General features: G+C 71.6%; 21 protein-coding genes. 10 read left to right on the top strand and 11 right to left on the bottom strand.

Going from position 1 to position 23,343, the window contains the following annotated elements:
* Positions 1–19: 19 nt before the first annotated feature.
* The gene (locus BU52_RS29245) at positions 20–1,648 is read left to right on the top strand and encodes an LCP family protein (protein ID WP_200881331.1); all 1,629 of its coding nucleotides are present in this window, start codon (positions 20–22) and stop codon (positions 1,646–1,648) included.
* Positions 1,649–1,802: 154 nt separating this feature from the next.
* Positions 1,803–3,377, top strand: coding sequence for an LCP family protein (locus BU52_RS29250; RefSeq protein WP_037940118.1), 1,575 nt, complete (start codon positions 1,803–1,805; stop codon positions 3,375–3,377).
* A 52-nt stretch (positions 3,378–3,429) separates the two neighbouring features.
* Here the strand turns inward: BU52_RS29250 and BU52_RS29255 are convergent, their stop codons facing one another.
* Positions 3,430–4,467 carry a glycosyltransferase family 2 protein gene (locus BU52_RS29255; RefSeq protein ID WP_037940120.1) on the bottom strand — a complete coding sequence of 346 codons (1,038 nt, stop codon included), beginning with the start codon at positions 4,465–4,467 and terminating at the stop codon, positions 3,430–3,432.
* A gap of 127 nt (positions 4,468–4,594) precedes the next feature.
* On the opposite strand from BU52_RS29255, the gene BU52_RS29260 reads away from it, so the two are divergent.
* On the top strand, positions 4,595–6,070 hold the full coding sequence (locus BU52_RS29260; RefSeq protein WP_167343549.1) for an LCP family protein: 1,476 nt from the start codon (positions 4,595–4,597) through the stop codon (positions 6,068–6,070).
* 4 nt (positions 6,071–6,074) lie between these two features.
* Here BU52_RS29260 and BU52_RS29265 read toward each other — a convergent pair whose 3' ends face one another.
* On the bottom strand, positions 6,075–6,632 hold the full coding sequence (locus tag BU52_RS29265) for an acyl-CoA thioesterase (protein WP_037940124.1): 558 nt from the start codon (positions 6,630–6,632) through the stop codon (positions 6,075–6,077).
* A gap of 120 nt (positions 6,633–6,752) precedes the next feature.
* Here BU52_RS29265 and BU52_RS29270 point away from each other — a divergent pair, with 120 nt between their 5' ends.
* Positions 6,753–8,024, top strand: coding sequence for an LCP family protein (locus tag BU52_RS29270; RefSeq protein WP_200881333.1), 1,272 nt, complete (start codon positions 6,753–6,755; stop codon positions 8,022–8,024).
* Between the two features lie 61 nt (positions 8,025–8,085).
* On the opposite strand, the gene BU52_RS29275 is transcribed toward BU52_RS29270, so the two are convergent.
* A complete protein-coding gene (locus BU52_RS29275) occupies positions 8,086–8,451 on the bottom strand; it encodes a four-helix bundle copper-binding protein (RefSeq protein WP_037940129.1) in 366 nt (121 codons plus the stop codon).
* A gap of 186 nt (positions 8,452–8,637) precedes the next feature.
* On the opposite strand from BU52_RS29275, the gene BU52_RS29280 reads away from it, so the two are divergent.
* A complete protein-coding gene (locus BU52_RS29280; RefSeq protein ID WP_037940133.1) occupies positions 8,638–9,801 on the top strand; it encodes a phospholipase D-like domain-containing protein in 1,164 nt (387 codons plus the stop codon).
* Positions 9,802–9,843: 42 nt separating this feature from the next.
* Here BU52_RS29280 and BU52_RS29285 read toward each other — a convergent pair whose 3' ends face one another.
* Complete coding sequence (locus BU52_RS29285; protein WP_037940135.1) at positions 9,844–11,001, bottom strand: acyl-CoA dehydrogenase; 1,158 nt, start codon at positions 10,999–11,001, stop codon at positions 9,844–9,846.
* Positions 11,002–11,182: 181 nt separating this feature from the next.
* Between BU52_RS29285 and BU52_RS29290 the strand changes: the two genes are divergently transcribed.
* Positions 11,183–12,526: a UDP-glucose dehydrogenase family protein gene (locus BU52_RS29290; protein WP_037940137.1), complete on the top strand. Its 1,344-nt coding sequence runs from the start codon at positions 11,183–11,185 to the stop codon at positions 12,524–12,526.
* A 217-nt stretch (positions 12,527–12,743) separates the two neighbouring features.
* Here the strand turns inward: BU52_RS29290 and BU52_RS29295 are convergent, their stop codons facing one another.
* A complete protein-coding gene (locus BU52_RS29295; protein WP_037940141.1) occupies positions 12,744–13,250 on the bottom strand; it encodes a CGNR zinc finger domain-containing protein in 507 nt (168 codons plus the stop codon).
* A 137-nt stretch (positions 13,251–13,387) separates the two neighbouring features.
* Here BU52_RS29295 and BU52_RS29300 point away from each other — a divergent pair, with 137 nt between their 5' ends.
* Together BU52_RS29300 and BU52_RS29305 are read left to right on the top strand one after the other, a co-directional pair.
* Entirely contained in the window at positions 13,388–13,747 is a 360-nt protein-coding gene (locus BU52_RS29300; protein WP_037940146.1) for a VOC family protein, read from the top strand.
* Positions 13,748–13,764: 17 nt separating this feature from the next.
* Entirely contained in the window at positions 13,765–14,157 is a 393-nt protein-coding gene (locus BU52_RS29305; RefSeq protein WP_037940147.1) for a VOC family protein, read from the top strand.
* 9 nt (positions 14,158–14,166) lie between these two features.
* Here the strand turns inward: BU52_RS29305 and BU52_RS29310 are convergent, their stop codons facing one another.
* From BU52_RS29310 to BU52_RS29325, 4 genes are all read right to left on the bottom strand, one after another.
* On the bottom strand, positions 14,167–15,294 hold the full coding sequence (locus BU52_RS29310) for a dipeptidase (protein WP_037940149.1): 1,128 nt from the start codon (positions 15,292–15,294) through the stop codon (positions 14,167–14,169).
* 122 nt (positions 15,295–15,416) lie between these two features.
* Entirely contained in the window at positions 15,417–16,595 is a 1,179-nt protein-coding gene (locus BU52_RS29315) for a dipeptidase (protein WP_037940150.1), read from the bottom strand.
* A 14-nt stretch (positions 16,596–16,609) separates the two neighbouring features.
* Positions 16,610–17,110: a 5-(carboxyamino)imidazole ribonucleotide mutase gene (gene purE, locus BU52_RS29320; protein ID WP_037940158.1), complete on the bottom strand. Its 501-nt coding sequence runs from the start codon at positions 17,108–17,110 to the stop codon at positions 16,610–16,612.
* Between the two features lie 74 nt (positions 17,111–17,184).
* Entirely contained in the window at positions 17,185–18,324 is a 1,140-nt protein-coding gene (locus tag BU52_RS29325; protein WP_037940151.1) for a 5-(carboxyamino)imidazole ribonucleotide synthase, read from the bottom strand.
* Positions 18,325–18,477: 153 nt separating this feature from the next.
* Here BU52_RS29325 and BU52_RS29330 point away from each other — a divergent pair, with 153 nt between their 5' ends.
* Positions 18,478–18,966: a GtrA family protein gene (locus BU52_RS29330; protein WP_037940160.1), complete on the top strand. Its 489-nt coding sequence runs from the start codon at positions 18,478–18,480 to the stop codon at positions 18,964–18,966.
* Positions 18,967–18,995: 29 nt separating this feature from the next.
* Here the strand turns inward: BU52_RS29330 and BU52_RS29335 are convergent, their stop codons facing one another.
* Together BU52_RS29335 and BU52_RS29340 are read right to left on the bottom strand one after the other, a co-directional pair.
* On the bottom strand, positions 18,996–20,270 hold the full coding sequence (locus BU52_RS29335; protein ID WP_037940152.1) for an ATP-binding protein: 1,275 nt from the start codon (positions 20,268–20,270) through the stop codon (positions 18,996–18,998).
* 32 nt (positions 20,271–20,302) lie between these two features.
* On the bottom strand, positions 20,303–20,980 hold the full coding sequence (locus BU52_RS29340; protein ID WP_037940153.1) for a response regulator transcription factor: 678 nt from the start codon (positions 20,978–20,980) through the stop codon (positions 20,303–20,305).
* Between the two features lie 512 nt (positions 20,981–21,492).
* On the opposite strand from BU52_RS29340, the gene BU52_RS29345 reads away from it, so the two are divergent.
* Positions 21,493–22,989 (top strand): oligopeptide:H+ symporter, encoded by a 1,497-nt coding sequence (locus BU52_RS29345; protein ID WP_037940154.1) that lies wholly within the window; start codon positions 21,493–21,495, stop codon positions 22,987–22,989.
* The last annotated feature ends 354 nt before the right edge of the window (positions 22,990–23,343 follow it).

Genomic DNA, 23,343 nt, shown 5'->3' on the forward strand with positions numbered 1-23,343 from the left:
GGGGTGGGGAGACGGAGCGATGACGCGGAGCAGCGTGCACGAGGAGGGGACACGGCCGGGCGACGCCCCGCGCCGGCCCGGCGGGCGGCCGGACGCCGACGGCGACGACGTCGCGGGAAGACCCGGAGGCCTGCGGCCCGGCGGGCGGGGGCGGCGCGCGCTGCGCTGGTCGGCGACGACCCTGGCCGTGCTGATACTCGGGACGGCCGGCGCCGGTTACCTGTACTACGAGCACCTCAACGACAACCTGGTGAAGGGTGAGCGCAGCAGCGGCGACTCCAAGGCCCGCAGGACCGGGGCGAACGCGGCCGGGCAGACACCCCTGAACATCCTGCTGATCGGCTCCGACAGCCGGGCCTCCGACGCGAACGTCGCGCTCGGCGGCAGCCGGGACAACCGGGGCAACCCGCCGCTGGGCGACGTGCAGATGCTGATCCACCTCGCCGCGGACCGCGAGAGCGCGGCCGTGGTGAGCATCCCGCGCGACACCCGGGTCGACATCCCGCAGTGCACCGACCCCGGGTCCGGGAAGACCTACCCGGCGGTCAACGACATCATCAACACCTCGCTGTCCCGCGGCGGCGCCGGATGCACGCTGGCCACCTGGGAGAACCTCACCGGCGTCTACATCGACCACTGGATGACGATCGACTTCGCGGGTGTGGTGCGGATGGCCGACGCCGTCGGCGGTGTCGAGGTCTGCGTCAACCAGAACGTGTGGGACCGTCCGCTGCCCGGCGTGCCCGGCGGCTCGGGCCTGAAGCTGAAGGCCGGGTCCACCGAGGTGGAGGGCGAACAGGCGCTGCAGTGGCTGCGCACCCGGCACGCCTGGGGCAGTGACGTCCTGCGCACCCGGGCGCAGCGCATGTACATGAACTCGATGATCCGCACCCTGCGGGACCAGAACGTCTTCACCGACACCGGGCGGCTGACGGACCTGGCCGAGGCGGCGACCAGGTCGCTGCAGGTCTCCGAGGAGATCGGCTCGGTGAAGAAGCTGTACGACCTGGGGATGCAGCTCAAGACGGTGCCGCCGGACCGCATCACGATGACGACGCTGCCCACGGTCGAGGACCCGCAGAACCGCAACCACCTGCTCCCGGCCGGTGCCGGCGCCGAGCGGATGTGGGCCATGCTCCGTGACGACGTGTCCTTCGACGGCAAGGGCGGCGTGAGGAACGCGAAGAAGACGGCGGACGACGACCGGGCCGCCTCGAAGGACCCTGCCGCACCGGACGGCGAGATCGGTGTCCTGGTGCGGAACGCCACCCGGTCCGCGGCCCTCGGCCCGGTCGGCGGGCGGGCGGGCGCGATCGCGCAGGCGCTGGTCGCCAAGGGCTTCACGCGGGCCGCGCCGGACACCACGGCCGCCGTCGCCGAGGAGCGGACCGTGGTGCGCTATCCGGGTGCCGAGCTGCAGGGCGACGCCCAGCGGGTCGCCAGGGCCCTGAAGATCCCGCTGGGTTCGGTCAAGCGGTCCTCCGACGTCTCGGGCGTCACGCTGGTGGTCGGCGCCGACTGGCGCGAGGGCACGGCCTATCCGAAGCAGGCGCCGCCCAGGGCCGGAGACCTGCCGAAGGACGCCGACGCGCTCAACGGCGCGGAGACCGGCAGGTGCATGGACGTGTACGAGCCCTACCGCTGGTAGCCGGTGCCGGCGTGACGAGGGCGGCCGGTCCCCGAATTCGTCGAACTCGGTCGGAATCGCTGGGCAACTGACGGGCCCGTCGTGCGTCTAACAGGACGCAAGCCGGGCCCGGCGGCCGAGGTGAGGAGTTGTCAGGGTGGGGAGGACGGGGGCAGTGACGCAGAACGCCACGCTGGATACGCTCCGTGACGAGGAGTGCGAGGAGGACCCGGACGCGGGCCCGCCCGCCGGTGACGGCGGCCCCCGACCGCGACGCACACGCCGGGTGCTCAAGTGGTCGGCCGCGGCGCTCGCGTTGCTCATGACCGGCGCTGCCGGAGCGGGTTACCTCTACTACCGGCAGCTGAACGGCAACATCAAGAAGGACGTCCTGAACCTGGGCGACCACAAGGTGGCCGAGCCGACGCCGAACGCGGCCGGGCAGACCCCGCTGAACATCCTGCTCATCGGCAGCGACGCGCGGGACACCGAGGAGAACCAGCAACTCGGCGGGGCCCGGGAGACGTTCGGCTCCACACCGCTCGCCGATGTGCAGATGCTCGTGCACCTGTCCGCCGACCGGACCAACATGTCCGTGATCAGCATGCCGCGCGACACCCTGGTCGAGATCCCCAAGTGCACCGACCCGGACGACGGAACGGTCCACCCGGCGAGCCACGGCCGCACGATGACCAACCAGAGCCTCGGGCACGGCGGTCCGGGCTGCACCGTGGCCACCTGGCAGGAACTCACCGGCATCCACATCGACCACTTCGTCATGGTCGACTTCGCGGGCGTGGTCTCCATGGCGGACGCGGTCGGCGGCGTCCCGGTGTGCGTCGACGCCAACATCCACTCCAGGGACGGCCAGGGGCACGGCTCCGGGCTCAAACTGGAGAAGGGCACCCACCCCGTCAAGGGCGAGCAGGCCCTCCAGTGGCTGCGCACGCGTTACGGCTTCGAGGACGGCAGTGACCTCGCCCGCGCCCGCGCCCAGCACATGTACATGAACTCGCTGGTCCGCCAGTTGCGTGCCAACGCCACCCTGAGCAGCCCCAACAAGCTGCGCCGCCTGGCCGAGGAGGCCACCGGGGCGCTCACCGTCGACCCCGGGCTCGACACCGTGAAGAAGCTCTACGACCTCAGCACCGAGCTGCGCAAGGTGAAACCGGAACGCATCACCATGACCACGATGCCCAACCGGTACGTGGGCGCCCGCGTGGAGCCGACCGAGGACGCGGAGACGCTGTTCCGTCTGGTGCGCGAGGACATCGCGCTCGACGGCAAGGACGCGAAGCCGCGGAAGGCCGAGGAGAAGGCGCCCTCCGACCCCGCCGCCGACGACGCCGCGATCGCCGTCCAGGTCCTCAACGGCACCCGCACCGACACCCTCGGCGCCGCCCCGGGCCGGACCCGCACGGTCGTCGGCGCGCTGCGGGAGAAGGGCTTCACCGCGGCGACCGCCGACACCAGCAGCGCCCTCACCGAGAAGCGGACGGTGGTGCGCTATCCGAGCGCCGACCTCGCGGGCGACGCCCGGCGCGTCGCCGACGCCCTCGGCATCCCGGCCGGCCAGGTGAAGCGGTCCACCGACGTGTCCGGCGTCACCCTGGTGGTGGGCGCCGACTGGCGCGAGGGCACGGAGTACGAGGCACCGGGGAAGGACGACACCACCCCGGAGTCGGCGAACGCGCTCAACGGGGCCGACGACGAGGCCTGCATGCACGTCAACCCCGCCTACACCTGGTGAACGGACGCGGGCCCCTTCCCTGCAGGGGAAGGGGCCCGCGTCCGCAGCGGCGTCAGGCGGCGGGCGCGTCCGCGTGGACGGCGGGCCGGCGCGAGGCGATGACCTTCTTCGCCAGCGAGCGCGGGCTGGTCAGGAAGCCCCAGCCCCACGACATGTGCATGGTGGCCAGGGCCACCGGGATCTGCAGCCGTGCCTTCAGCGGCAGTCCCCTGCCCGCGGGTATGGAGCCGGCCACGATCGCCGCGAGATAACCGCCCGGCACCAGGAAGCCCCACGGGGTGAGCACCGCGCCCACCAGGATCCCGGCCGCGATCGCGCACACCGCGGCCGGCGGGGCGAGGTAGCGCAGGTTGATGGAACCGGAGTGGTAGCGGGCCACGACGTGCCGCCAACGGCCGTAGTCCTTGTACTGCTTGGCCAGGGCGCGCACGCTCGGCCGGGGCCGGTACGACACCTTCAGCTCCGGCGAGAACCAGATCAGTCCGCCGGCCTCACGGATGCGGAAGTTCAGCTCCCAGTCCTGGGCGCGGATGAACTCCACGTTGTAGCCGCCCTGCTGCTCCAGCGCCTCGCGCCGGAACACACCCAGGTACACGGTCTCGGCGGCACCGGCCTCACCGCCGGTGTGGAAGGCGGCGTTGCCCACACCGATCCTGGACGTCATCGCGGCGGCGACGGCGTGCTCCCAGTCGTTCTCGCCCTCGGCGTGCATGATGCCGCCGACGTTCTGCGCGCCGGTCTCCTCCAGGAGCCGCACGGCGGTCGTGATGTAGTTCGGGGAGAGCATCCCGTGCCCGTCGACGCGGACCACGATCGGATGGCGCGAGGCCTTGATCGCCGCGTTGAGGGCGGCCGGGGTGCGGCCGGTCGGATTGGGCACGGTGTGCACCCGCGGGTCCTCGGCCACGAGCTCGGCGGCGATCTCGTCCGTGCGGTCCGTGGACGGACCGAGGGCGATCACGACCTCCATCTCGCCGGCGTACTCCTGGGCGAGGATCGCGCGGACGGCGCCACGCAGATGCCGCTCCTCGTTGAGGACGGGCATGATCACGGAAACGGCGGGGAGCCGCACGTCGGGATTGGCGTTCATAGAGGGCTCACGTTACCGCGAACGGGGGACACGGTTGCGCGCGCCGGGGTGCTGTGCGCCGGGCCGCAGATCGTATCGGCCTACGGTGCTCGCATCCCCCGCACGGCCGTCCTCCGGAGGTGCCCCCTTGCCCACGCCGCCGCGGTCCCCCCGGCCCCGCAGCTCGTCCCGGCACCCGGCCCGCCCGCCCCGCCGGGGCCCGCGGCCGCCCGTGCCGCCGCGCCGCAAGCCGCGCTGGGCGATGCGCACCGTCACCACGCTGTCGGTCGTGGTGCTCGCCTCGGCCGGGATCGGACACGCGGTGCTCAGCAGCCTCGGCGAGGACATCACCCGGGTCGATCCGTTCCGCGACATGAAGAACCGGCCCGAGGCCGGCCACGGCATGAACATCCTGCTCGTCGGCACCGACGGCCGGGAGCGGCTCGGCAGGGCGGAGCGGGAGAAGTACCGGCTCGGCGGGGCACCCTGCCACTGCACCGACACGATCATGATCGTGCACATCTCGGAGAACCGGGACCGCGCCAGCGTGGTCAGCCTGCCCCGCGACTCCTACGCCGAGACGCCCCCGCACACCGACCGCGTGAGCGGCGAACAGCACCATGGGCACCCCCTCAAACTGAACGCGGCGTACGCGGAGGGCGGGCCGCGGCTGACCGTGCGGACGGTGGAGAAGATGACCCGGGTGAAGATCGACCACTACCTGGAGGTGGACTTCACCAGCTTCATGAAGACCGTCGACGTCGTCGGCGGGGTGCAGATCTGCACCGACCGGCACCTGAAGGACAGCCACACCGGCCTCGACCTGCCGGCGGGCCGGCACACCCTCAAGGGCGGCGAGGCCCTGCAGTACGTCCGGGCCCGGTATGTCGACGGCGCCTCCGACCTCGGCCGGATGAAGCGCCAGCAGCACTTCATGGCGGCACTGGTGGACCGCGCCACCTCCTCCGGGATCCTGCTGAACCCGATGAAGTTCCGCGACGTGACCCGGGCCGTGCTCGGCTCGGTCCGCGCCGACAAGGGTTTCGGCACCGGCGAGCTGCTGGACCTCGGCCGGGCCATGCGGAACTTCTCGCCGTCCTCCTCCGAGTTCATGACGGTGCCCATCGCGAGGATGGGCTATGCCGTGAAGGGTGTCGGCTCGACGCTGAAGTGGGACACCGCGAAGGCCGAGCAGATCTTCGACGCGCTCCGCCGGGACCAGCCGCTCACCCTGCGCCGCTCCCCCGACGCGGCCCTGCGGGTGCCGGTGGACCCCCGGCAGATCCGCGTCCAGGTCGAGAACGGCACCCCCACCGCGGGCCTCGGCCGGCGCGTGGACGCGGCACTGGCGGCGACCGGCTTCCGCACCACCCGTGTCCCGGCCAACGCCGCCGAACGGAACGTGCGGCGGACCGTCGTGGCCCACGATCCCCGCTGGGACCGCTCCGCGAAGTCCCTCGCGGCGGCCCTTCCCGGCAGCGAGCTGCGCGCGGTGAAGGGACAGGGCCCCACGCTGAAGGTGATCGCGGGCACCGACTTCGTCAAGGTCCGCAAGGTGCGGGCCGAGGACCCGGGGCAGGGCGAGTTCGGGGTGGTGCGGGGCGACGAGGTGAACTGCTCCTGAGGCCCTAGTCCTCGAAGCCCTCCGCCGCCCGCTTCTCGCGCAGTTCCATGATCGCCCGGCGCCGGGCCAGCCGGTGCGTGCGGCGGATCTGGGCCTCCTGGTAGCGGCGCTTGTCCTGCTCGGTCTCCGGTATCACCGGCGGCACCCGGCGCGGCTTGCCGTCGGCGTCGACGGCCGCGAACACCAGGTAGGCGGAGCCGACCTGGGTGGCCGGAGCCGACTCGTTCCAGCGCTCCGCCAGTACCCGCACGCCGACCTCCATCGAGGTCCGGCCGGCCCAGTTGACCTGGGCTTTCACATGGACCAGGTCACCGACGCGGACCGGCTCGAGGAACGCCATCTCGTCCATGGAGGCGGTGACGGCAGGGCCTCCCGAGTGCCGTCCGGCGACGGCGCCCGCCGCGTCGTCGACCAACTTCATGATCACCCCTCCGTGCACCGTGCCCAGGAGGTTGGTGTCGTTGTGGGTCATGATGTGGCTGAGGGTCGTACGGGACGCCGCGATGGGCTTGCCCGGGATGTCCGGACTCTCCGTGGCTGCGGCTGTGGCCTGGTCTGTCATGGACTCCACCTTATGCCGACGTGTCGTCCGCCCCGTTCTGTGTCAGCTTCGCAACAGCGCTGCCCTGATTTTCCGACGACCCTTGTATGGCGCAGTGCCCGGACCTGCACACTGTCTCCCATGACTGATTGGCCCGAGGCACGGTCCGACGACAACCGCGGCGGACACTACGGACGCGGGAGCGCGAGCGCACAGCCCGAGAGCGCCCGCGTCATGCGGCAGGTCCGCCGCGGCCCGGCGGCCCCTCCCGGGCAGGGCGCCTACGGCGGCGTCCCGCAGCAGCCGTCGTACGTGGACGGGCGCGGCCACGGCCCGGACGGCTACGACAGCGGCTACAACACGGGCCAGGTCTACGGCACGCCCGGCGGCGGTGGCCCCGGCGGTGACGGCGGCTACGGCCCGCAGCGTCCCGCTCCCGACTGGCGCCGCCGCATCAAGTGGACGGCGATCACCCTGGTGACGGTGCTGGTCGTGACGACCGTCGGCACCTACTTCTGGGCCGACTCCAAGCTCAACCGCGAGGTCGACCTGTCGAAGGTGATCGAGCGGCCGGAGAAGGGCTCGGGCACCAATTACCTGATCGTGGGCTCCGACAGCCGCGCGGGCATGTCCGCCGAGGACAAGAAGAGGCTGCGCACCGGGTCCGCCGAGGGCAAGCGCACGGACTCGATGATGATCCTGCACACCGGCGACAACGGCCCCACCCTCATCTCGCTGCCCCGGGACTCGAACGTCGAGATCCCGTCCTTCAAGGGGTCCGAGTCGGGCAAGACCTACCCCGCGACCGGCCGGCAGGTGAAGCTCAACGCCGCCTACGCGGAGGACGGGCCCGAGCTGCTCGTCCGCACGGTCGAGTTCAACACCGGCCTGCACATCGACCACTACGTGGAGATCGGCTTCGCCGGCTTCGCGAACATCGTGGACGCGGTCGGCGGCGTGGAGATGGACATCCCGCAGGACATCAAGGACACCAAGTCCGGCGCCGACCTCAAGAAGGGCAAGCAGACCCTGAACGGCGAGGAGGCCCTCGCGTTCGTCCGCACCCGCTACGCGCTGGCGGGCTCGGACCTGGACCGTACGAAGAACCAGCAGAAGTTCCTGTCCGCCCTCGCCAACCAGGTGGCCACGCCGGGCACGGTCCTCAACCCCTTCCGGCTGTACCCGACCATGGGCGCCGGCCTGGACTCCCTGATCGTCGACAAGGACATGGGCCTGTTCGACCTGGCCGACATGTTCTGGTCGATGAAGGGCGTCAGTGGAGGCGAGGGCACGTCCATGAACATGCCGATCGCCGGTTCCAGCGGCGGCAATCTGCTGTGGGACAAGGCCAAGGTGAAGCAGCTGGTGAACCAGCTGAACAACGACGAGAAGGTCACCGTCACGAGCAACTGACGGGGGCGAGCCGGCCGAGGGCACCCCCGCCGGGGGTGCCCTCGGCCGCTTCCCGGCGGCGTCACATCGTGGCGCCCGCCATGGCGCGGCACATCTCGGAGCAGCGGCGACAGGACTCCGCGCAGCGCATCATCCGGTCGTCGTCCGGCATGGACATGCACGCCTCGGCGCACATGTCGCACGCCTGCGCGCACATCATGCACATCTCGTTGGCCAGCGGTGAGCGGCGCATCATCATGTCCGCGCACATGCGGGTGAGCTCCGAGCAGTCCATGAGCGCCCGCATGATCTGCATCCGGTCCTGGCCGCCCCTCTGCAGACAGGAGCTCATGGTCTCCTCGCACACACCGTGGCAGGACATGCAGGCCTGGACGCAGTCCTGCATCTGCCGGCTCATCGGTTCCGTGGTGGGCTGCTGCTGGGTCATGGTTCCTCCCGGGGACGCCGGGGACCGGTGCCCGGCCCCGCCCCTCCGTCCTACGCCCTCCACCCCATGACCACCACAGGACGGGATGTCCGTGTGGAAATGCGGGCAACGGCAAGAAGAGGTGGGGCGCCCGGATCGGACCGACGACGTGACGAGGGCTCGACGAGTGGCACAGGGAGAGCAGGCATGACACCACAGGCGGAGAGACAGCGGCTGCGCAGACGGCTGGAGCGGCTCATCGGCATCGCCGCGACCGAGGGCAACGAACTCGTGCCGCTGCGCAACGGCGACCAGATCTTCCCCGCGATGCTGGCGGCCGTCCGTGCCGCGGAACACACCGTCGACATGATGACCTTCGTCTACTGGCGGGGCGACATCGCGCGGGAGTTCGCCGACGCCCTGTCCGACCGGGCCCACGCGGGAGTCCGCGTGCGCCTGCTGCTGGACGGTTTCGGGGCCAAGGAGATAGAGCCGGAGCTGCTTCGGACCATGGAGGAGGCCGGCGTCCAGGTGGCCTGGTTCCGCAAGCCCACGCGGCTGTCGCCGATGCGGCAGAACCACCGCTGCCACCGCAAGGTCCTGGTCACCGACGAGCACACCGCCTTCACCGGGGGCGTCGGCATCGCCGAGGAGTGGTGCGGCGACGCCCGCAACCCCGACGAGTGGCGCGACACCCACGTCCGGGTCCGGGGTCCCGCCGTGGACGGCATAGCCGCGGCCTTCGCCCAGAACTGGGCCGAGTGCCACGACGACCTGTACGACGAGCACGACCGGTTCACCTCCCAGCAACAGCCCGGGAGCGCCACGGTCCAGGTGGTGCGCGGCTCGGCGAGCTTCGGCTGGCAGGACATGCAGACACTGCTGCGCGTCGTGATCACCTCGGCGCGGGAACGCTTCCGGCTGGCCACCGCCTACTTCGCGCCCGACGTCTACTTCATCGACCTCCTGGCCGCCGCCGCCCGCCGGGGGGTGCGGGTGGAGATCCTGCTGCCGGGACCGCACACCGACCAGCGGGCGTGTCTGCTGGCCGGACGGCAGCACTACCAGACGCTGGTCGACGCCGGTGTGGAGGTGCGGGAGTACCAGCCGACCATGCTCCACACGAAGATCATCACGGTGGACGGCGTCTGCTCCCTCATCGGCTCCACCAATTTCAACCGCCGCTCGCTGGAGCACGACGAGGAGGTCATGCTGGCCGTCCTCGACGAGGACTTCACCGCCCAGCTCGACTCCGACTTCGACGCCGACCACAAGCTGAGCGAGCCGATCGACCCGGCCCGCTGGAGGCGGCGCCCGCTGCGGGAGCGCCTCGCCGAGGCCTCGGTCACGCCGATCCGGCGTTTCCTGTGAGCCGCTCCCGGGCCGGACGCACCGGCCCGGGAGGGGGAAGGGCTACGGCAGGTTGCGGGCCATGACGATGCGCTGGACCTGGTTCGTGCCTTCGTAAATCTGCGTGATCTTCGCGTCGCGCATCATCCGCTCGACCGGGTAGTCGCGGGTGTAGCCGTAGCCGCCGAGGAGCTGGACGGCGTCCGTGGTGACCTCCATGGCGACGTCGGAGGCGAAGCACTTGGCGGCGGCGCCCTGGAAGGTCAGGTCGCTGTCACCGCGCTCGGACTTGGCCGCGGCGGCGTAGGTGAGCTGGCGGGCGGCCTCGATCTTCATCGCCATGTCGGCGAGCATGAACTGGATGCCCTGGAAGTCGGCGATCGGCTTGCCGAACTGCTTGCGCTCCTGGACGTAGCCCTTGGCGTAGTCGAGGGCGCCCTGGGCGATGCCGAGGGCCTGGGCGGCGATGGTGATGCGGGTGTGGTCCAGCGTCTTCATCGCGGTGGCGAAGCCGGTGCCCTCCTCGCCGATCATGCGGTCGGCGGGGATGCGGACGTTGTCCAGGTAGACCTCGCGGGTCGGCGAGCCCTTGATGCCGAGCTTCTTCTCGGGGGCACCGAAGGAGACGCCCTCGTCGGACTTCTCGACGACGAAGGCGGAGATGCCCTTGGAACGCTTGGTGGGGTCGGTGACCGCCATCACGGTGTAGTACTCGGACTCGCCGGCGTTGGTGATCCAGCGCTTCACGCCGTTGAGGACGTAGTGGTCGCCGTCGCGGACGGCCCTGGTCTTCATGCCGGCGGCGTCGGAGCCGGCGTCCGGCTCGGAGAGGCAGTACGAGAACATCGCGTCGCCCTTGGCGAGCGGCGTCATGTACTTCTTCTTCAGCGCCTCGGAGCCGGAGAGGATGACCGGCAGCGAGCCCAGCTTGTTCACGGCGGGGATGAGGGAGGAGGACGCGCAGACGCGGGCCACCTCCTCGATCACGATGACCGTCGCGAGGGCGTCCGCGCCGGCGCCGCCGAACTCCTCGGGTACGTGGACGGCGTGCAGGTCGCCCGCGACGAGCGCGTCGAGCGCCTCGCGGGGGAAGCGGGCCTCCTCGTCCACCGCGGCGGCGTACGGCGCGATCTTCGCCTCGGCCAGTGCGCGGACGGCGTCGCGGAGCATGTCGTGCTCCTCGGACGGGCGGTACAGGTCGAAGTCAGCCGATCCGGCCAAGGTTTCTCACGCTCCAAAACACTGCGATGCTGATCACGCTAACTACCGTTAAGTAACTCGAATTTTATGCCTTCATCCACGGTCGTGGATAGGTGAGCTTGACGACAGCCGACCGGTGCCCGTCCCGGTTCCCCGGATATGCTCGGGCGCGCCCTGCCTGCCGATGACCCCTGGAGCACCCATGGCCCTCAAGATCACCGTGATCGGCACCGGTTATCTCGGAGCGACCCACGCGGCGGCCATGGCGGAGCTGGGGTTCGAGGTGCTCGGTCTCGACGTCGTACCGGAGAAGATCGACAAGCTCCGGCGCGGTGAGGTCCCGATGTACGAGCCGGGGCTCGAGGACCTGCTGCGCCGGCACGTCGCCGGGATCGAGGGATCGAGCGGGCGGCTGCGGTTCACCATGGACTGGGCCGAGGTGGGCGAGTTCGGCGACGTCCACTTCGTGTGCGTGAACACGCCGCAGCGGCACGGCGAGTACGCCTGCGACATGTCGTACGTCGATTCCGCGATCGCCTCGCTCGCGCCGCACCTGAGAGGCCCGGCGCTGGTCGTCGGCAAGTCCACCGTGCCGGTGGGCTCGGCCGACCGGCTGGCCGCCTACCTGGCGGAGCACGCCCCGGCCGGCGAGGACGCGGAGCTGGCGTGGAACCCGGAGTTCCTGCGCGAGGGATTCGCCGTCCAGGACACGCTGCACCCGGACCGGGTCGTCGTGGGCGTGCGCAGCGAGCGGGCGGAGAAGCTGCTGCGCGAGGTGTACGCCGGGCCGGTCGGGGAGGGTTCGCCGTTCGTGGTGACGGACTTCCCGACGGCGGAGCTGGTGAAGACCTCCGCGAACTCGTTCCTGGCCACCAAGATCTCCTTCATCAACGCGATGGCGGAACTGTGCGAGGCGACGGGCGGTGACGTCGCCAAGCTGGCGGAGGCCATCGGTTACGACGACCGGATCGGCGCGAAGTTCCTGCGCGCCGGGATCGGTTTCGGCGGCGGCTGTCTGCCCAAGGACATCCGGGCGTTCATGGCGCGCGCGGGTGAGCTGGGCGCCGACCAGGCACTGACGTTCCTCCGCGAGATCGACTCGATCAACATGCGCCAGCGCGGCCGGATGGTGGAGCTGACCCGGCAGGAGCTGGGCGGCGGGCCGTTCCTCGGCAAGCGGGTGGCGGTGCTGGGCGCGACCTTCAAGCCGGACTCGGACGACGTCCGGGACTCGCCGGCACTGAACGTGGCCGGGCAGATCCACCTGCAGGGCGGCCAGGTGACGGTGTACGACCCGAAGGGCATGGACAACGCCCGCAGCATCTTCCCGACCCTGGGGTACGCCGACTCGGCGCTGGAGGCGGTGCGGGGCGCGGACGTCGTCCTGCACCTGACGGAGTGGCGGGAGTTCCGCGAGCTGGACCCGGCGGAGCTGGGCGAGGTGGCGGCCGACCGGCTGATCCTGGACGGGCGCAACGCGCTCGACGCCGAGACGTGGCGGCGGGCCGGGTGGCGCTTGCGCGCCATGGGGCGCCCCGGCGTCTGACGGGCGCCGGCACGAGGAGGACGCCGGTTCGGCCGAGGCTCAGTCGGCCGAACCGACGTCCTGACGCATTCTGCCGCACCGGGCGCGGGCGCGGTGCGGCGACGCCCTGAGGGTGTGCGGGACCGCACCGGCGTACGGCCACCGCCGCGTGGGTGCGGCCGGCCACGGCGGCGCCGCAGACGGTCGACGGCACGTCGCCGTACGTCCGGCGGAGCGCTCAGGCGCCCTTCGCCCGGTAGCGGCGCATCTTCGCGCGCGCCCCGCACACCTGCATGGAGCACCAGCGTCCGCGTCCGGCGGGGCTGCGGTCGTAGTACGCCCAGTGGCAGTCGGCGGCCTCGCACGCCTTCAGCCGGTTCCAGGTGCCCGCCGTGACCGCCTCGGCGACGGCGGCGGCGATCCGGGAGACCAGGGGACCGTCGTCGACCGGCGCGAGGGCGGCGGATCCGTCGGTGGTGTCGACCGTGACCACCAGGGGCGCCCCGGCGAGCAGGTCGCCCAGCGGGGTGACGGCGCGGTGCGGGGGGTGGCCGGCGTGGGCGAGCAGCGTCGCGCGCAGGGACTCGCGCAGTTCGCGGGCGGAGTCGGCGGTGTCCTCGGTGAGCCCGAAGGGCGCGCGGCCCTCCGCGGTGTCCAGCGTGTCGCCGCCCGTTTCGACGTCCAGCGTGTTGACCAGGGACTGGACCAGGGCGAGCCCACCGGGCGGGGCCGATCTCTCACTCATGCCTGGACCGTACCTCTCGGCTCTGGGCTCTCCGGCGATTCCCCTTGCGGCGTTACCCCCTATGGTGCAGCATGCAGTAACGGTTACCTGTTGCTCGCAGATACAGGTAACTCCCTTCGAATGTCGAGGAGGAAGTCATGTCCGTGGCCAAGGTGGGTGCCGTCGTCCTGGACTGTCCCGATCCGCATGCGCTGGCCGGGTTCTACGCCGGGATCGTGGGCGGCACGGTGGAGGACGAGGGCGACTGGGTGGACCTCAAGGTGCCCGGCGGCCCGACGCTGGCCTTCCAGGCGGCCCCGGGACACGTACCGCCCCGGTGGCCGGCGGCGGACCGCTCCCAGCAGTTCCACCTGGACCTGACCGTCGAGGACCTGGACGCGGCCGAGAAGGAGGTGCTGGCACTGGGCGCGAAGCCGCTCGACACGGAGGACCGGTCGCGGACCTTCCGGGTTTACGCGGACCCGGCCGGGCACCCGTTCTGCCTGTGCGCCTGTTGACAACCAGGGAGGAATCCATGGCCGCGGTGGCCCGCCTGCGCAACGTCGTCCTCGACTGCCCCGATCCGCGCGAACTGGCCGTCTTCTACGCGGCCGTCGCCGGCGGCACACCCGTGGAGGAGGACCCGGACTGGGTGGTGCTCCAGATCCCCGCGGGGCCGCGGCTGGCCTTCCAGCGGGCGCCGGGCCACATCCCGCCGGACTGGCCGCGCGCCGACCACGGCTCCCAGCAGTTCCATCTCGACTTCGACGCCGGGGGCACCTGGGAGGAGGTCGACGCGGCCGAGGAGAAGGTACTGGCGCTGGGGGCACGGGTGCTGGACCGGGAGGACGACAGGAAGAAGGACTTCCGGGTGTACGCCGACCCCGCGGGTCATCCGTTCTGCCTGTGCCGGATCGAGCAGCCGTAGGGGACGGGCTCAGCCGTCCAGCTCGGCGATCGTCGCCGTCGACGGGGGGCGGCGCTGCCGGGCGGCGTGCGCGGTGAAGTCGGCGCCGCGCAGCACCCGCTGGACATTGCCCCAGGTCAGCAGTGCCACGTCGGACTCCTCCCAGCCCCGCCGCAGCAGTTCGGCGATCAGGGTGGGGTAGCAGGAGGTGTCGCCGAGTTCCCGCGGATGGGCGCTCCTGGTGTCGTAGGTGCCGGACAGGCCGACGCACTCCGGCCCGGCGAGGGTGCGGATGTGGTCGAGGTGGTCGGCGACGTCCCGGACGGTCGGGCCGGCCTGTTCGGCGGTCAGCGGCACCAGGCACAGGCCCTTGGCCTCCCCCACCTCGGCGAGCAGTTCGTCGGGGAGGTTGGCCGGGTGGGGCCGCAGGTCGCGGGCGGCCGAACGGGTGAACATCACGGGCGCCTTGGAGAGGGCGAGGGCCCGGCGGATCGTCGGGGTGGAGGCGTGCGAGAGGTCGGCGACCATGCCGAGCCGGTTCATCTCGCGGACGACCTCCTCACCGAACCGGGTGAGGCCCGCAGCGCCCGCCCAGGAGGCGCCCGCCAGGGTGATCACGCGCAGCCCGAGGGTGTGCAGCGAGCGCAGGACGCTCAGTGAGTCGCCGAGGGCGGCGGCACCGGCGGGGCCGAACAGCACCGCCACCCGGCCGCAGTTGCGGGCGTCGACGACCTGCCCGGCGGTGCGGGCGGCCCGCAGGCCCTCGGCGTGGGCGTCGACCACCGCCTTCGCCAGGTCCAGTTGTTCCAGGGTCGCGCCGACGGCCCGGTCACCGCCCGGTCCCTCGGGCAGGTGCAGCGACCAGAACACGGCACCGACCTGGCCCTTGCGCAGCCGGGGAACGTCCGCGTCGACGGCGCTCTCCCCGAGGTCGAGGTCGTACCAGGGCAGCCCGCGCAGCGCCTGGGGCAGCCCGCTGTAGCCGTCGGCCACGGGGTGGGCGGCGAGGACGGCGCGGGCCCGGGTCAGCGGGGCGTCGTCGGGATCGGAGACGGGTTCGTACTCCTCCGGCCCGACGACCACCGCCTCCTCCGGGTACGGCTCGCCGACCCGCCCGGCCTCGGCGGCGGGGTGCAGGTCGTCCTGGAGATCGGCCATCACGGGCTCCGTACGTCGTGACCTCGGCAGTACGGTCACCGTCGCACGAAGCACCCGCGGACTTCCTGGTGAACGCGGCGTTCGGGGGTACGGCCGCCCCCGGCCCCGCCGCCGGGGCGGGGTCAGGCGTCGAGGGACTCCAGGGTGGCGTGAGAGGGTGCGCGCGTCGACCGCAGGTCCCGGGCCACGTCCTCCGCGGCGCCCAGCACCCGTACCGCGTTCCGCCACGTGAGCTTGGCGAGGTCGGACCTGGACCAGCCGCGGTCGAGGAGTTCGGCGATCAGGTTCGGGTAGGCGGAGACGTCGTTCAGGCCGTCGGGGGTGAAGGCCGTGCCGTCGTAGTCGCCGCCGATGCCGAGGTGGTCGATGCCGGCCGCCTCACGCATGTGGTCCAGGTGGTCCGCCACCGTGGACACCGTCGCGACCGGGCGCGGGTGGTCCTGCTCGAACGCGCGGTGGATCCGCATCGCCTCGGCGGTGGTGTCGAGGTGGTGGAAGCCGTGCGCGCGCAGGTGCTCGTCGGCCGCGGCGGTCCAGTCGACGGCCGCCTGGAGCACGAACTTCGGGACGAACGTCACCATGGCGATGCCGCCGTTGGCGGGAAGCCGCTCCAGTACGTCGTCCGGGATGTTGCGCGGGTGGTCGCAGACCGCGCGGGCCGAGGAGTGGGAGAAGACCACCGGCGCGGAGGTGGTGTCCAGCGCGTCCCGCATGGTCGTCGCGGCGACGTGGGAGAGGTCGACCAGCATGCCGAGCCGGTTCATCTCCCGGACCACCTCGCGGCCGAAGGCCGACAGACCGCCCACGCCGGGCTCGTCGGTCGCCGAGTCCGCCCACGGCACGTTGAAGTTGTGCGTGAGGGTCAGGTAGCGCACCCCGAGGTCGTACAGCCCCCGGAGCGTGCCGAGGGAGCACGCGATGGAGTGGCCCCCCTCCGCGCCCATGAGGGAGGCGATCCGGCCCTGGGCGCGCGCCGCCTCCATGTCGGCGGCGGTCAGCGCGGGCGCCAGGTCCTCCGGGTGACGCGCCAGCAGCTGCCGTACGCAGTCGATCTGTTCCAGCGTCGCCGGCACCGGGTCCGGCAGGTCCGCGCGTACGTACACCGACCAGAACTGCGCCCCGACCCCGCCCGCGCGCAGCCGGGGGATGTCGGTGTGCAGATGGGCGGACTGGTCACCGGCGATGTCGCGGGCGCCGAGGTCGTAGCGGACCTGTTCGCGCAGTGCCCAGGGCAGGTCGTTGTGCCCGTCGACGACGGGGAACTCGGCCAGCAGCGCTCGGGCGTCGTCGAGGGAGGTCATGGCACCCGCCCCGCTCACTTACCGAAGCCGAAGCCGTTGCCGGACCCCTCGGCCTTGGCGCGCAGCCGCTTGCCCTTCTCGGTGGCCTGGTCGTTCAGCTCCTGCTGGAACTCCCGCATCCGGCCGAGGAGTTCCTCGTCGTGGGAGGCGAGGATTCGGGCCGCGAGCAGGCCCGCGTTGCGTGCGCCGGCCACGGAGACCGTGGCGACCGGGACACCGGCGGGCATCTGCACGATGGACAGCAGGGAGTCCATGCCGTCGAGGTACTTCAGCGGCACGGGCACGCCGATGACGGGCAGCGGGGTCACCGAGGCGAGCATGCCGGGCAGATGGGCGGCGCCGCCCGCGCCGGCGATGATCGCCTTCAGGCCCCGGTCCGCGGCCTGCTCGCCGTACGCGATCATCTCGCGGGGCATGCGGTGCGCGGAGACGACGTCGACCTCGTAGCCGATCTCGAACTCGTCGAGGGCCTTGGCCGCCGCCTCCATGACGGGCCAGTCGGAGTCCGACCCCATGACGATGCCGACCGAAGGGAAGGGGCGCGCGTCAGCGCTCGCCGAGGAGTGGTGGCCGGGCGACGGGTGGGCGCTCATTCGGTGATCGTGCCTCTCAGGTAGCCGGCTGCGTGACGGGCGCGCTCCAGCACGTCGTCCAGGTCGTCGCCGTAGGTGTTGACGTGTCCGACCTTGCGGCCGGGCTTCACGTCCTTGCCGTACATGTGGATCTTCAGCTGGGGGTCGCGGGCCATGCAGTGCAGGTACGCGGAGTACATGTCCGGGTAGTCGCCGCCGAGGACGTTGACCATGACCGTCCACGGCGCGCGCGGGCGCGGGTCGCCGAGCGGGAGGTCGAGGACGGCCCGGACGTGGTTGGCGAACTGCGAGGTGATCGCACCGTCCTGGGACCAGTGGCCGGAGTTGTGCGGGCGCATCGCGAGCTCGTTGACGAGGACCCGGCCGTCGCGGGTCTGGAACAGCTCCACGGCGAGGTGGCCGACAACGCCGAGCTCCTTGGCGATGTTCAGCGCCATCTCCTCGGCCCTCAGGGCGAGGGTCTCGTCGAGGCCGGGAGCGGGCGCGACGACCGTGTCGCAGACGCCGTTCACCTGGCGGGACTCCACCACCGGGTAGGCGACTGCCTGGCCGTGCGGGGAGCGGACCACGTTGGCGGCCAGCTCGCGCACGAAGTCGACCTTCTCCTCGGCGAGGACGGGGACACCGGCCCGGAACGGCTCGGCGGCCTCCTCTGCGGAGTCGACGACCCACACGCCCTTGCCGTCGTAACCGCCGCGGACCGTCTTGAGGACGACGGGAAAACCCTCACCCTCCGCCGCGAACGCGGCAACGTCCGCGGGGTCCGCGACGATGCGGTGCCGCGGGCAGGGCACGCCGATCGCGTCGAGCTTCGCGCGCATCACCCCCTTGTCCTGGGCGTGCACGAGCGCGTCGGGGCCCGGGCGGACGGGGATGCCGTCCGCCTCCAGGGCCCTGAGGTGCTCGGTGGGCACGTGCTCGTGGTCGAAGGTGATCACGTCGCAGCCGCGCGCGAACGCGCGCAGCGTCTCCAGGTCGCGGTAGTCGCCGACGACGACATCGCCGACGACCTGCGCCGCGGAATCCTGCGGAGTGTCACTGAGGAGCTTGAACCTGATGCCGAGCGGGATGCCCGCCTCGTGTGTCATACGAGCGAGCTGGCCCCCGCCGACCATGCCGACTACCGGGAATGTCACGCCCCCAGGGTATCGGCCCGCGCCACGGTGGCCGATTTCCCTCCCGTCGCACGGGAAGGACCGCGGTCACGGCCCGCGTCCGCAGGAAGATCGCACGGGTGGGTGGTTAGCATGGCTGCGTTGACGCATTCGATCGACGGGAGCCTGCAGACGATGGAACGCGGTTCCTCGGGGCTTCGGCGGCTTTTCCGGGAAGTGGCCAAATTCGGCGCGGTGGGAGGAGCCGGAGTACTGGTCAACCTGGGCGTCTTCAACCTGGTCCGCCAGGTGACCGACCTCCAGGTGGTCCGGGCGAGCGTCATCGCCACCGTCGTGGCGATCATCTTCAACTACGTCGGCTTCCGCTACTTCACCTACCGGGACCGCGACAAGTCCCGCCGTACCCGCGAGATGTCGCTCTTCCTGCTGTTCAGCGCGGTCGGTCTGGTGATCGAGAACGGCGTCCTGTACGCGGCGACATACGGCTTCGGCTGGGACAGCCCGCTGCAGAGCAACGTCTTCAAGTTCCTGGGCATCGGCGTCGCGACCCTGTTCCGCTTCTGGTCCTACCGCACGTGGGTGTTCCGTGCGCTGCCGGCCCGGGGGCCGGTGGCCGGGTCGGGCCGGGTCACCGGGAGCCGCGCGACGCAGCGCGTCCCGTAGGGGGGTCCGGCACCCCCGGCCCGCACCGCTCAGCGCACCGGCCGGCGGTTCTCCTCGTCCGCGGACCGCTGCGGGGGCGTGCGGGACAGGAACAGTCCGAAGACGGCCGGGCTGGCCTGCAGCATCTCCAGCCGCCCGCCGTCCGCCTCCGCCAGGTCCCGGGCGACGGCGAGTCCGATGCCGGTGGAGTTGCGGCCGCTGATCGCCCGCTCGAAGATCCGTGCGCCCAGGTCCGCGGGGACACCGGGGCCCTCGTCGGTGACCTCGACGACGACCTGGTTTCCGGTGACGCGGGTACGCAGGGCGACCGTGCCGCCGCCGTGCATCAGCGAGTTCTCGATCAACGCGGCCAGCACCTGCGCGACCGCGCCCGGCGTGCCCACCGCCCGCAGCTCCCGCTTGCCGGAGGTGACGATCGCGCGGCCCGCGCTGCGGTAGGCGGGGCGCCACTCGGCGAGCTGCTGCTTGATCACTTCGTCGAGGTCGAAGGTGACCGCGGAGCCGGTGCGGGGGTCGCGGGAGTTGGTCAGCAGCCGCTCCACCACGTCCGTCAGCCGCTCCACCTGCGTCAGCGCGATCGTCGCCTCCTCCTTCACCGTGTCCGGGTCGTCGGTGAGGGTGATCTCCTCGAGGCGCATCGACAGAGCGGTCAGCGGGGTGCGCAGCTGATGGGAGGCGTCGGCGGCGAGGCGCCGCTCGGCGGTCAGCATGCGGGCGATGCGCTCGGCCGAGGCGTCCAGCACGTCCGCGACCCGGTCCAGCTCGGGGACGCCGTAGCGGCGGTGGCGGGGGCGCGGGTCACCGGAGCCGAGCCGTTCGGCGGTCTCGGCGAGGTCGGTGAGCGGGGAGGCGAGCCGGCTCGCCTGGCGGATCGCCAGCAGCACCGCCGCGATCACCGCGAGCAGCGCCACCAGGCCGATGATCAGCAGCGTGCGGCCGACCTCCCGGGTCACCGAGGAGCGCGGCTCCTGGACGGTGACCGTCTCGCCCTCCTCGCCGGGCGCCGAGGCGCTGATGACGTCGCCGTCCGGCTCGGCGCCGATCTCGATGGGCGGCTTGCCGGGGATCCGGACGACCGCGTACCGGTCCTCGGTGACCTGGTCGCTCAGGATCTCGGCGGTGACCTTGTCCTCGACGAGCAGCCGGCTGTCGACGATGCTGGCCAGCCGCACCGCCTCGGACTCCACCCGCTCCTTGGCGGTCGCGCTGATGGTGCGGGTCTCGACGATCACCAGGGAGACGCCGAAGACGGCGATCACGACGAGCACCACGGCGAGCGTGGACTGGATCAGGCGGCGGCGCATGTTCTCTTACCCACTGCGAACCCCGGCGGGGTTCAGCTCTTCTCGAAGCGGAAACCCACACCGCGCACGGTGGCGATGTAGCGGGGGTTGGCCGCGTCGTCGCCGAGCTTCTTGCGCAGCCAGGAGATGTGCATGTCCAGGGTCTTGGTGGAGGACCACCAGGTGGTGTCCCAGACCTCGCGCATCAGCTGGTCGCGGGTGACGACCCGCCCCGCGTCGCGCACCAGGACCCGCAGCAGGTCGAACTCCTTCGCAGTGAGCTGGAGCTCCTCGTCGCCCATCCAGGCCCGGTGCGACTCGACGTCGATGCGCACCCCGTGGGTGGCGGGCGGCTGCTGGGGCTCGGCGGAGCCGCGCCGCAGCAGGGCGCGGACCCGGGCGAGCAGTTCGGCGAGGCGGAACGGCTTGGTGACGTAGTCGTCGGCGCCCGCGTCGAGGCCGACGACCGTGTCCACCTCGTCGGCGCGCGCGGTCAGGATCAGCAGCGGCACCGTGTGCCCCTCGGAGCGGAGCCGGCGGGCGACCTCGAGGCCGTCCATGCCGGGCAGTCCGAGATCCAGCACCACCAGGTCGACGCCGCCCTGCATGCCGGCGTCGAGAGCGCCGGGTCCGTCCTCACGCACCTCGACTTCGTAGCCCTCCCGGCGCAGGGCGCGGGCCAGCGGCTCCGAGATGGACGCGTCGTCCTCGGCGAGCAGTACACGGGTCATGCCAGTGATGGTAGACCCGCCGCGGTGGGCCCCGGGGTGTGATCGCCACGCTCGTCCCTTACCTCGGACATACCGTCCTCTCACCTTCGGCGGGCCTGGTACGGACCTGGGTGTGTGGGGTGCGATCCTGGGGAAGACCTTCGAATGGGTGATCGTGGTTCCTTCGAAACCTGTGATTCGCGTCTCAAGTCCTTCCATATCCGGCACTGTCCTGCCGTATGGTGAATCAACGCCTGTTGCACCACGGGGACCTTTGGCGGCGCTGACGCCGAGGGTCTCTTTTGTGTGCGGGCCGGTTCCCGCCGGCCCCCGGAAGGAATGACCTGTGGCCGGGCCTCACCGCGCGTGGACGCACGGAGGAGGCGTGGATCCCGGTGGTCGCCGTCCGCCGTTCCGCGATCCGGAGCGGCCTCCCCCGGGCGTGGGGTGGACGGTACGGCCCGCCGGTGCCGGCCGCCCCCCACCGGGCGCGTACACGCTCGCGCGACGCGTCCCGACAGCAAGGATCGACCATGGCGTCCAGCCTGACGAAGGACTCGGTGACCCCGGGCACCCCCGGCTCCGAGAAGACCTTCTTCGGCCACCCCCGCGGACTGGCCACACTCTTCATGACCGAGATGTGGGAGCGCTTCTCCTACTACGGCATGAGGGCCCTGCTCCCGCTGTACCTTGTCGCGCCGGGCGGACTGGGCCTCAGCGCCGGTACCGCCACCGCGATCTACTCGGTCTACCTCTCGCTGGTGTACCTGCTCACGATGCCGGGCGGCTGGTTCGGCGACCGCGTGTGGGGCCCGCGCAAGACCGTCGCCGTCGCCGGCGGAATCATCATGCTGGGCCACCTGACGCTGGCCCTGCCGTCCTCCGGCACCTTCTACGCGGGGCTGGGCCTGGTCGCCATCGGCTCCGGCCTGCTGAAGGCCAACATCTCCACGATGGTCGGCCAGCTCTACCAGGGCCCTGACGACCCGCGCCGGGACGGTGGCTTCACCGTCTTCTACATGGGCATCAACCTGGGTGCCTTCGCCGCGCCGCTGATCATCGGCACCATCGGTGAGAACGTCAACTGGCACCTGGGCTTCGCCCTCGCCGCGCTCGGCATGGGCCTCGGTGTGGCGCAGTTCCTGCTGGGCAGCCGCCACCTGGACGCGCAGTCCAGCGTCGTCCCGAAGCCGCTCTCCGACCGGGAGAAGGCCACGACGCTGCGCAAGGCCGCGCTGTGGGCGGGCATCGCCGTGGTGGCGTACGCCGTCGTCGGCTTCACGGGCAACTACACCCTGAACTGGGTCCTGGTGCCGCTGACGCTGCTCGGCGTGATCGTCCCGGTGATGGTGATCGCCCGCATCAAGCGCGACAAGGACCTGGACCGGGCCGAGCAGTCGAAGATGTCCGCGTACATCTGGTTCTTCGTCGCCGCCGCGATCTTCTGGATGATCTACGACCAGGGTGGCTCGACCCTGTCGATCTTCGCCGACTCCTCGGCCGAGAACAGCGTCTTCGGCTGGGACTTCCCGGTCTCCTGGTACCAGTCGGTCAACCCGGTCCTGATCATGGCGCTGGCCCCCGTCTTCGCCTGGGTGTGGCTGGCGCTGAACCGGCGCGGCAAGGAGCCGAGCACGATCGTGAAGTTCGCCTCCGGCCTGATGCTGGTCGGCGTGTCGTTCTTCCTGTTCCTGGCCCCGCTGTCGATCGCCGAGGGCGGTCACAAGGCGGCGGCGCTGTGGCTGGTGGCGATCTACTTCACGCAGACCGTCGGTGAGCTGCTGCTCTCCCCGGTCGGTCTGTCGGTCACCACGAAGATGGCGCCCGCGAAGTACGCCTCGCAGATGATGGGCGTCTGGTTCCTGGCCGTCACCGCCGGTGACGCCACCACCGGTCTGCTGTCCATCGCCGGTGTCGACCTGAACAAGACGGGCATCGTCGCGATGGAGGCCACGCTCGCCGTGGTCGCCGGTGTGGCCGTGTGGATGTACCGCAACAAGGTCAAGAGCCTCATGGGCGACGTGCGCTGAGCCGTCCCCCTCGCAACGCCCCGAGGGCCCCGCATCCGCCTGGATGCGGGGCCCTCGGGGCGTTCCCGCGGGCGCCCGGGGGCGGGTTCACCGCGCGAGGCCGACGGGAGCGCGAGGTCGGGGCGGGCCGTGAGACCGGCCGCCTGCCACGGTGCCGTACCGCACGCGAGCGCACGGGCGGAACAGGGACACGCGCCCGGCGCGGTGCCGGACGGGGCGCGAGCACACGACCGGGACCGGACACCTGCCGCGGCACCGGGTCGGAGCGGACCGGAGGCGGGCGGGGCCTTCAGGGGCCGGGCGCGAGCACACGACCGGGACCGGGACGCGCGCCCGGCGCGGTGGCGGGCCGGG

This window comes from Streptomyces toyocaensis (genome assembly GCF_000725125.1).
GTDB classification, from domain to species: domain Bacteria; phylum Actinomycetota; class Actinomycetes; order Streptomycetales; family Streptomycetaceae; genus Streptomyces; species Streptomyces toyocaensis.